The organism is Salimicrobium humidisoli (assembly GCF_002295105.1).
GTDB lineage: Bacteria > Bacillota > Bacilli > Bacillales > Halobacillaceae > Salimicrobium > Salimicrobium humidisoli.
In genome coordinates, this window is sequence record NZ_NSGH01000037.1 from 1 (window position 1) to 8,474 (window position 8,474).

General features: G+C 48.6%; 9 protein-coding genes and 1 riboswitch. Of the genes, 5 read left to right on the plus strand and 4 right to left on the minus strand.

All coding sequences use genetic code 11. The annotated features are described in order from the left end of the window. Nucleotides 1-132: 132 nt before the first annotated feature. The 3 genes from CKW00_RS13165 to CKW00_RS13175 all read right to left on the minus strand — a co-directional run bounded on the left by CKW00_RS13165 (nucleotide 133) and on the right by CKW00_RS13175 (nucleotide 1,698). The gene (locus CKW00_RS13165; protein WP_095822949.1) at nucleotides 133-525 is read right to left on the minus strand and encodes a YtxH domain-containing protein; all 393 of its coding nucleotides are present in this window, start codon (nucleotides 523-525) and stop codon (nucleotides 133-135) included. 122 nt (nucleotides 526-647) lie between these two features. Next, nucleotides 648-1,175 (minus strand): tryptophan transporter, encoded by a 528-nt coding sequence (locus CKW00_RS13170; protein WP_095822950.1) that lies wholly within the window; start codon nucleotides 1,173-1,175, stop codon nucleotides 648-650. Nucleotides 1,176-1,275: 100 nt separating this feature from the next. Beyond that, the gene (locus CKW00_RS13175; protein ID WP_095822951.1) at nucleotides 1,276-1,698 is read right to left on the minus strand and encodes an HIT family protein; all 423 of its coding nucleotides are present in this window, start codon (nucleotides 1,696-1,698) and stop codon (nucleotides 1,276-1,278) included. Nucleotides 1,699-1,819: 121 nt separating this feature from the next. On the opposite strand from CKW00_RS13175, the gene CKW00_RS13180 reads away from it, so the two are divergent. The 5 genes from CKW00_RS13180 to CKW00_RS13200 all read left to right on the plus strand — a co-directional run bounded on the left by CKW00_RS13180 (nucleotide 1,820) and on the right by CKW00_RS13200 (nucleotide 7,028). Then, complete coding sequence (locus CKW00_RS13180) at nucleotides 1,820-2,563, plus strand: ABC transporter ATP-binding protein (protein ID WP_095822957.1); 744 nt, start codon at nucleotides 1,820-1,822, stop codon at nucleotides 2,561-2,563. Then, nucleotides 2,556-3,770: an ABC transporter permease gene (locus tag CKW00_RS13185; protein ID WP_095822952.1), complete on the plus strand. Its 1,215-nt coding sequence runs from the start codon at nucleotides 2,556-2,558 to the stop codon at nucleotides 3,768-3,770. Before CKW00_RS13180 ends, CKW00_RS13185 begins: the two co-directional genes overlap by 8 nt. Before the next feature lie 75 nt (nucleotides 3,771-3,845). Beyond that, nucleotides 3,846-3,954, plus strand: a riboswitch (SAM riboswitch). 73 nt (nucleotides 3,955-4,027) lie between these two features. Beyond that, nucleotides 4,028-5,140, plus strand: a complete 1,113-nt coding sequence (locus tag CKW00_RS13190) for an aminotransferase class I/II-fold pyridoxal phosphate-dependent enzyme (RefSeq protein ID WP_095822953.1) — start codon at nucleotides 4,028-4,030, stop codon at nucleotides 5,138-5,140. 42 nt (nucleotides 5,141-5,182) lie between these two features. Then, a complete protein-coding gene (locus tag CKW00_RS13195; RefSeq protein ID WP_095822954.1) occupies nucleotides 5,183-6,235 on the plus strand; it encodes a homocysteine S-methyltransferase family protein in 1,053 nt (350 codons plus the stop codon). 100 nt (nucleotides 6,236-6,335) lie between these two features. Then, a complete protein-coding gene (locus CKW00_RS13200; protein ID WP_095822955.1) occupies nucleotides 6,336-7,028 on the plus strand; it encodes a phosphatase PAP2 family protein in 693 nt (230 codons plus the stop codon). A gap of 62 nt (nucleotides 7,029-7,090) precedes the next feature. Here CKW00_RS13200 and CKW00_RS13205 read toward each other — a convergent pair whose 3' ends face one another. Further along, entirely contained in the window at nucleotides 7,091-8,272 is a 1,182-nt protein-coding gene (locus tag CKW00_RS13205) for a M20 family metallopeptidase (protein WP_095822956.1), read from the minus strand. Nucleotides 8,273-8,474: the final 202 nt, after the last annotated feature.

The window sequence follows — 8,474 nt, forward strand, 5'->3', positions numbered from 1 at the left end:
AGCAGAGGGATCTCTTTTTGTGTATAAACGTACAGAAACATCCATAGAGAAAGGGCGTCCCTTGCAATGAAAGTCATTGGAAGGGACGCCCTTTTTTACTAATATTTACTGGTTTTGTCCCAGACTCTTTCATCAGTTGCGGGGCGTTTCTTCGTTTCCGGAGGTGCGGTGCTGTTTTGCTTTCTCTTCAAGATCTGCAAGGTTCTCTTCAATCTGTTCTAAGTATTTTTGGATTTCTTTCTGATGGGGAGCGATCGTCTGCTTCCAGCCCTCGACAGAAGAGCTGATATCTTCGCTGAGATGACGGATGAGTGAAAGTGTTTCTTTGGATGTTTCAGTAACCTGATTTTTGAATTGTTTACCATCCTGACCGGACCTGCGTAAAAGATTGTTCAATTCTTTACTTTTACTGACAGCGTTCGAGCGGAATTCCTGGCCGGATGAGGGAGTGCTGAAAAGAACGTAAAGGGCTCCGGCAGCACTTCCGGAAACAATCCCCATAACAAACGGTTTAACTCGGACCATTCTGTTTCCTCCTTTACTCACTAACCTGTACCTGATTACTGTTTCTCCTGATATGTATACATTTAAACCTTTTCCTCCTGAAAGCAGGAGAGCGGCCGGACTGAACAGCCGCTCCTGTAAAGTCAGGAAGCGCGAAGTGTCTGTGACGGAGAGCTTCTCATAATTCTGAGAGAAACCGGGTGCAATACCATCATCAGCACAGTGTTTAAAAGCGCTGTCGGGAGCACTACAGTGAGGAACATGGCTATAAAGCCTGCATCCATTAAACCGATGACGAACAGAATCAACCCCAGGAAAATGGAGCCGCTGACAATCGTTCCGACAGCCGTAAGAACAGCTGCTTTGATGCGCTCCTGTTTAAAGTTACGCATGGCGAGAACGAGCACAAATACGATCATACCTGTGACGGGTTTTTCAATAAGGTTTGCGATCTGTCCGCCCGGCGCGGTGGTGGTTAATGCAGAGACGATTCCTGTAGCTGTGGAAAGTACAAGAACGTAAGATACTTTGGGGAACATGATAATCCCCAAAAACATCATGGCAAGCAGCATATCCGGCCTCATTCCGAAAAATATCGGCGGCATGACTGCATGCAGTACAGCCCCTATTCCTATAAACAACGACAGCAACACAAGTACACGAGTATTCATCTGATCTCTCCTCTTCTAAGCTTTTCTGATTTCACTCCAACCGTACCCTCGTGGTCGATTGCGAATGTGTTATAAGTATAACAAAAGTCCCGTACAGTTTCTAAGAAATCTTTTCAGCGATTACCTGCGACAGTTCCTGGAGCTGTTCCGTCGTGTAGGATTGACTGTTGTCCGTCCATTTCACTCCGAAACCGTCTCCGTTTTCGTACCTCGGAAGAACGTGTATGTGTAAGTGGAAGACAGACTGATAGGCTGCTTCGTCGTTATTGTTTACGATGTTCACCCCATCCGCATCAAAAGCGGATTTAACGGCCGTGGCGATTTTCGGTATTCGTGCAAACACATTAGAGGCTACTTGCGGGTGGGTTTCGTAGATGTTTTTAGTATGCTGTTTTGGAATGACGAGCGTATGACCTTTGGTGACCTGACTAATGTCTAAAAAGGCATAAACTTCTTCATCTTCATATACTTTGGCTGATGGAATTTCTCCGTTGATAATTTTGCAGAAAATACAATCTGTCATAAAAATTCCCTCCTTGATGGGTATTGTACCATAGCAGAACGCAAGAACTGTAATAGGAAAGCCAACTATGGTACTATTTTTTAAAGGAAGGGACCACTACACACGAAAAGAGGGAGTCAGATTGGAATCACTATTACATATCGAAAATTTATTTGGGGGTTACACCCGGAAAAACGTTCTGCACGGCATTTCTCTCCAGGTGAACTCCGGTGAAATAGTTGGTCTTATCGGATTGAACGGCGCCGGGAAAAGTACGACCATCAAGCACGTTATCGGAATGATGGAGGCGAAAAAAGGGAGCGTTTCCATAAACGGTACATCTTTCAGGGAGAACCCCGAAGGCTATCGTCAACAGCTTGCCTATATCCCCGAGATGCCTATTCTGTACGATGAACTTACGCTGGAAGAGCATCTGCGCCTGACTGCCCGTGCGTATCACATTGATGAACAGACTTTTAACAGCAGAGTCCCCCCTCTCTTAAAAGAATTCCATATGGAAAAAAGGCTTCACTGGTTCCCCGTTCACTTCTCCAAGGGGATGCGTCAGAAAGTCATGATTATGTGTGCTTTTCTGATTGAACCCGCTTTATATATCGTGGATGAGCCGTTTGTAGGGCTCGACCCGCTCGGCATCCAGTCTTATCTTGAATGGATGGAAGAAATGAAAAAAAACGGGGCCGGGGTTCTTATGTCGACTCATATACTCGCCACTGCAGAGAAATACTGTGACCGCTTTGTCATTCTTCATGAAGGAGAAATAAGGGCAGACGGGACGCTGGATGAACTTCGCACATTCTTTTCCATGCCGCGTGCTTCTCTCGATGATATATATGTACGATTGACGAAGGACGATTCCTATGATTGACGCCAGACGTTTCTGGAAAGAGCGGATGAGGGAACACACGAAAGAACTGAGCCGGTATACACGCTATATTTTTAACGGTCATATTGCGGTAGTGATGTTTTTTCTTCTTTCGGCCGGTGCATACTTTTATCAGCAGTGGCTGCAGACCGTTCCGGAAGATTTCCCCGCCGGACTGATTGTAGCCCTTGTTTTCGCCAGTATTACAACCTACAGTCCGATACGCACAATGATCAAAGAACCGGACCTGGTTTTTCTTCTGCCGGCGGAGTTCGAGCTGAAGGATTATTTCCGTTTCAGTCTTTACTACAGCTATGTGGTGCAGCTTTACGTAATTTTTCTTGCGGGGGCTGCGCTCGGACCTTTGTATTTTACCGTGTATCCTGAACTGGGTACGGATCACTACCTCGCCATCATTCTGCTTATGCTTGTCGTGAAGGCGGGAGTAATGCAGTCCAACTGGTGGATGCTGCAGGAACGTCAGCCTTCTGTACGTATCGGCTATCAGGCGGCGGTGTGGACAGTTTCAGCCGTCGTGTTTTACTCTGCGGCCGTCGACGCCCTCCTGTTTGTCATTCCGGGTCTTGTGCTCCTGGCCGGGCTTATTGTATACGCCTTTAGAATGTCGAAGCAGAAAGCCGGGCTTGCCTGGGACCTTCTGCTGGAAAAAGACCAGGGACGGATGAGGGTGTTCTACAGGCTGGCTAATATGTTCACAGACGTCCCGCATCTGAAAAGCCGGGTAAAGAGAAGGCGTCTTATCGTAAAACTTTTGACCGCCCGCATCCCTTTTTCCGGAAATACGACGTACACTTACCTGTACCGTATTACTTTTGCAAGATCCGGCGATTACAGCGGCATGTATATTCGACTGGTGGCTATAGGGGCCCTTGCTGTCTGGTTTATTCCTAATATGTGGGTAAGCGTAATCTTCGGTCTTCTGTTCCTTTATTTGAGCGGATTCCAGATGATGACGTTATGGCAGCACCATCGGACTATCGCCTGGCTGGATATTTATCCGGTCTCCTTTGAACAGAGAAAAGAAGAATTGATACGCTTCCTGAGACAGCTTCTTTTCTTCCAGACACTCATTTTCGTCGTGGTATTTGCTGTGCAGATGATGTGGGCAGGAACCCTTTTGATGGCGTTCGGAGGTCTTTTGTTCAGTCGGTTATTTACGGAAACCTTTGTAAGGAAACGTTTGAATTAAAAAATAATTCAAAAAATATTGACGGATGCCTCGCTCTCCTATATAATTGGTAAAAATCAAATGAATATCCATGGACTCTTATCCAGAGAGGTGGAGGGACTGGCCCTTTGAAACCTCGGCAACCATCGTTTAACAGCGAACTGGTGCCAATTCCAGCAAAGCCCGTGCTTTGAAAAGATGAGAGGACGATAATATACAAGTGTGTAGAAATCGGCCTCTTTTCAGGAGGTCGATTTTTTTATGGGAGGGATGCCACGATGGTACACGAGAGAGCGACAATACTGACGCAGGCCGGGAACAGGACGGACCCCGGTACCGGTGCAGTGAGCACTCCGGTTTATTTTTCCACAAGTTATGCCCACCCCGGGCTCGGGGAATCCACCGGTTTCGATTATACGAGGACGGCTAACCCCACGCGCTCTGTTCTGGAAGAAACCCTTCGGGAACTCGAAAAGGGAGACGGGGCTTTCGCCTGCAGCTCCGGGATGGCAGCTATCCACACAGTTTTCGGTCTGTTCCGCTCGGGGGAGGAGGTGATCGTTTCACGTGATTTGTACGGCGGGACGTACCGGCTGTTCGAAGAGGTTCTTACCCGGTACGGGATAACTTTCCGTTATGCAGACCTGACGGATGCGGCGGCACTGGAGAGTGAAATGAGTGAAAGAACAAAAGCCGTGTTTTTCGAAACTCCGGCCAATCCTTTGATGAAGGAGGTGAACATTTCGAAATGTGCTGCTGTCTGCAAAAAACACGGAATAAGGCTGATAGTGGACAATACGTTTTATACACCTCTCCTTCAGAATCCCCTGGAAGAAGGGGCAGATATTGTAATTCACAGCGGTACGAAATATCTTGGAGGCCATAATGACGTCCTGGCGGGAGCGATTATAACGAAAGGAGAGGAACTCACGCGGATTGTCCGGCATCTTCACAACGGGATTGGCGCAACACTGTCGGCGATGGATTCCTGGCTTTTACTGCGAGGGATGAAAACCCTTCACTTACGTATGAAGCAGCATGAGGAGAATGCGGAAACGATAGCTGAGTTCCTGGAGGGCCGGGATGAGGTCCGGGAAGTTCTTTATCCGGGACGGGGCGGGATGCTTTCTTTCCGTTTAACAGGGGAAGAACAGGTACCGTCTTTTCTGGAAGCTTTGAATATCATTACGTTTGCTGAAAGTCTCGGAGGGGTGGAAAGTTTCATTACTTATCCTGCAACGCAGACACATGCGGATATTCCGGAGGAGACGAGGGTGGAATATGGAGTGGATGGTTGTCTTCTCCGTTTCTCCGTAGGTATTGAAGATAAGAATGACCTGGTGGATGACCTGGGCGCAGCGCTTTTGCAGTCTGTGCGGAAAAGTACGTAACCGCCCTGACACCAAAAACATTATAAAAAAGGAGCGAGGTATATGACTAAAAGAAGTCTTGAGCAGCGGCTGAAAGCAGGTCCGGTGATTGCCGGGGAAGGTTACCTGTTTGAATTGGAGAGGAGAGGGTATCTTCAGGCGGGTTCTTTCGTGCCGGAAGTAGCCCTCGAGAATCCGGAAGCTTTGAAACAGACGTACCGGGATTATATGCTTGCAGGGTCCGACGTAGTGTTAGCTTTTACCTACAATGCCCACCGGGAGAAGATGAGAATCATAGGGAAAGAGGACCTGCTTGAACCGCTGAACCGGAACGCGATCCGTCTGGCTAAAGAAGTTGCGTGCGAACATCCGGAGGAAGAAGCGCTCGTGGCCGGTAACGTTTCCAACACGAATATCTTTGACCCGGAAGATGAGAAAAGTAAAACTCAAGTTCGTGAAATGTTCCGGGAAATGGTCGGTTGGTGTAAAGAAGAAGGGGTGGATTTCGTGAACGGGGAAACATTTTACTATCACGAAGAAGCTCTTATTGCTCTGGAGGAAATCAGACGGGCTGAACTTCCGGCTGTCATAACCCTCGGTCTTATGGGCGAAAACATACTGCGTGACGGCTACACGGTGGAAGAATCCTGCGCCTGTCTTGAAGAGAACGGAGCGCTTGTCGTAGGTATGAACTGTTTCCGCGGCCCTGATACCATGCAGCCTTACGTAGAGAAAATAAGGCGAAAAGTGAAGGGGTATGTAGGGGCACTGCCGATTCCGTACCGTACGACGGAGGAACACCCTACGTTTTTCAATCTTCCGGACGGCGGATGCAGTTGCACTCTCCCGACGGAAACGACTTTTCCGACTTCGCTCGACCCGCTCTATCACAACCGGTATGAACTTGCGGCGTGGGCGAAAAAAGCGAAGAATGACGGAGTTAATTACATCGGTCTATGCTGCGGGAGTTCTCCTGCTATGCTCCGGGCCGTTGCGGAAGCGGCCGGTGTGGAGACGGTACACTCCATTTATTCACCCGACATGCATAAACATTTTCTGTTCGGAGATGAGGAAAGCCTGAATGAAGCAAATCTGGCCTACCGGACGAAAGCTTAAGAAAAGCCCTGGCAGGGAGATTTACTGCCGGGGCTTGTAGTTTGTCTGGAAGCGGTGTGGGGAAAGATAGTGGAGAAGTAAGAAGTAGGAGGATGAGAAATTGTTATTTAGAGGCACACATTTCAAAAATCCCACCAGAACATCCATTATTTTAATAATAGCAGGGTTTATCCTCATAGGAGGAGGTTTCTTCTCTTTCGTTTCCCTCGGTGAAGATGTTCTTGAAGGGGAAAAGTTCGCATTGGATCGAATAGTGAATAATTTTGTGGATACTATCAATCCACCGTGGCTCACAGAAACGATGGGATACATAACCGAAGCCGGATCCGTATGGGTTTTGTCAGTACTGTCGGTCCTCGTAATAAGTTATCTTCTGTTTATTTCGAATAAAAGTAAATGGGTGGCACTTTTTTTTGCGGTCAATATGATAGGAATAAGCGCTCTTACGAAAGGTTTGAAGTTATTGTTTGAGCGCCAGCGTCCGGAAGTGATCGAGGCATATGACGGGGTCGGATACAGTTTCCCGAGCGGCCACTCTACAGGCGCCTTCGCTTTCTACGGATTTATGATTTATCTCGTTACAGTAAGCAGGTTCACTTCTAAAGTGAAGTGGACCGTGAATATACTGCTTGCATTATTCGGGACTACGGTGGCTCTCAGCCGCATCTTTATAGGGGTCCATTATTTCACCGACGTTCTGGCGGGAATAGCTGTCGGAACGGCCTGGCTGCTCGTCTCCATAGCTGCTCTTGAAATTATGCTGTTCAGAAAAAGAAGAAGGGCGGGCAAATAAAACAGAAAAATTCCCCGGGCCGGAGCGGCCGGGGGAGCAGGTCTATGTGAGAACTTTACGATTCAGCTGCTATATTTATGCTGGTAACTGAGAAATACCTGAAGAAGGGTTTTGGCCCCATGAAGCATAGCCCGTTCATCAAAGTCGAATTTCGGATGATGGTGCGGGAAGTCGTGTTCGGGCAGTTTGGCTCCTGTGAAATAGAAGGCTCCGGGTTTCTTCTGTAAATAATAGGAGAAATCCTCACCGGCCATGGAGGGGTCCACTTCACGGGTTGAGAGGGAGGAACCCGCATGCGGCGCTTCTTTAAGAACCAGGTCAGCCTCATCTTCATGATTGATAACGGGAGGGTAGCCGATATTGTAGGAGAAATGGTAGTCGGCGCCTGCCGCCTCACATATCCCTCTGGTAATACGTTCCATCTCTTCCCTGATGGTTTCCTGTACCTCGGATTCAAACGTTCGTACGGTGCCGGAAAGTTCGGCCTGATCGGCGATTATATTGAAGGCTTTGCCGGCTTGAATGGTCCCTACGGTAACTACGGCGGTCTTTAAAGGATCGATTCTCCTGGCGACTACCTGCTGGAGAGAAGCTACAATATCGGAGGCGATGACGATGGCATCTTTCGTCTGGTGAGGCTGGGCTCCGTGGCCGCCCTTCCCTTTAACTGTAATTTCGAAAGCATCGGCGCCTGCCATGAAGGGACCACGGGCCGTTTCGATTGTCCCGTATTCCGTATTTGTCCAGAGATGAGTGCCGAAAACGGCGTCCACGTGGTCGAGTGCGCCTGTTTCAAGCAAAGGTTTCGCTCCCCCTGGAGTAATCTCTTCAGCGGGCTGATGTACGAGAACCATAGTGCCGGGAAGTTCCTCCTTATATTTCCACACCGCTTCTGCGAGACCGAGCAGCTCAGCCGTGTGACCATCATGTCCGCACGCATGCATCACTCCGTCGTTTCTGGAGCGGTAAGGCAGGTGGGTGTTCTCTTCCTGGATCGGTAGAGCGTCAAAATCGGCCCGCAGTGCCACAGTTCTTCCGGGCCGCCCTCCCTGTATCGTGGCTATCACTCCGTTGCCCCCTACATTTTTCTGGAAAGGGATACCGAGTGATTCGTATGTATCGGCTATATATGCAGCCGTTTCCGTCTCCTGAAAAGAAAGTTCAGGATACTGATGAAGGTACCTGCGTGTTTCCACCATTTTTTCATAGAGAGTCTCTACTTCTTTAAACATGGACTCGGACATTATCTTTCCCTCCTTTTACTCTTTACTATATCATCGTTGCCAGAAGAAAGAAAAAAAGCGGACGGATAGTCCGCTCAGCTTGTAGAGAAACCCCGTGTTTTTCTGCAAGCTTTTTTTGTGCAGTTCGTGCGGGCGAATACCACTCGCTTTCCGCGGACGAACGCCCGAGCCTCCCTCGTGAAAACCCACACTCCGGGGTCTC

What these genes read in the sequence shown, in the direction of transcription:
- CKW00_RS13165 (WP_095822949.1), bottom strand. Translation starts at nt 525, where the DNA reads ATGGTCCGAGTTAAACCGTTTGTTATGGGGATTGTTTCCGGAAGTGCT.
- CKW00_RS13170 (WP_095822950.1), bottom strand. Translation starts at nt 1,175, where the DNA reads ATGAATACTCGTGTACTTGTGTTGCTGTCGTTGTTTATAGGAATAGGG.
- CKW00_RS13175 (WP_095822951.1), bottom strand. Translation starts at nt 1,698, where the DNA reads ATGACAGATTGTATTTTCTGCAAAATTATCAACGGAGAAATTCCATCA.
- CKW00_RS13185 (WP_095822952.1), top strand. Translation starts at nt 2,556, where the DNA reads ATGATTGACGCCAGACGTTTCTGGAAAGAGCGGATGAGGGAACACACG.
- CKW00_RS13190 (WP_095822953.1), top strand. Translation starts at nt 4,028, where the DNA reads ATGGTACACGAGAGAGCGACAATACTGACGCAGGCCGGGAACAGGACG.
- CKW00_RS13195 (WP_095822954.1), top strand. Translation starts at nt 5,183, where the DNA reads ATGACTAAAAGAAGTCTTGAGCAGCGGCTGAAAGCAGGTCCGGTGATT.
- CKW00_RS13205 (WP_095822956.1), bottom strand. Translation starts at nt 8,272, where the DNA reads ATGTCCGAGTCCATGTTTAAAGAAGTAGAGACTCTCTATGAAAAAATG.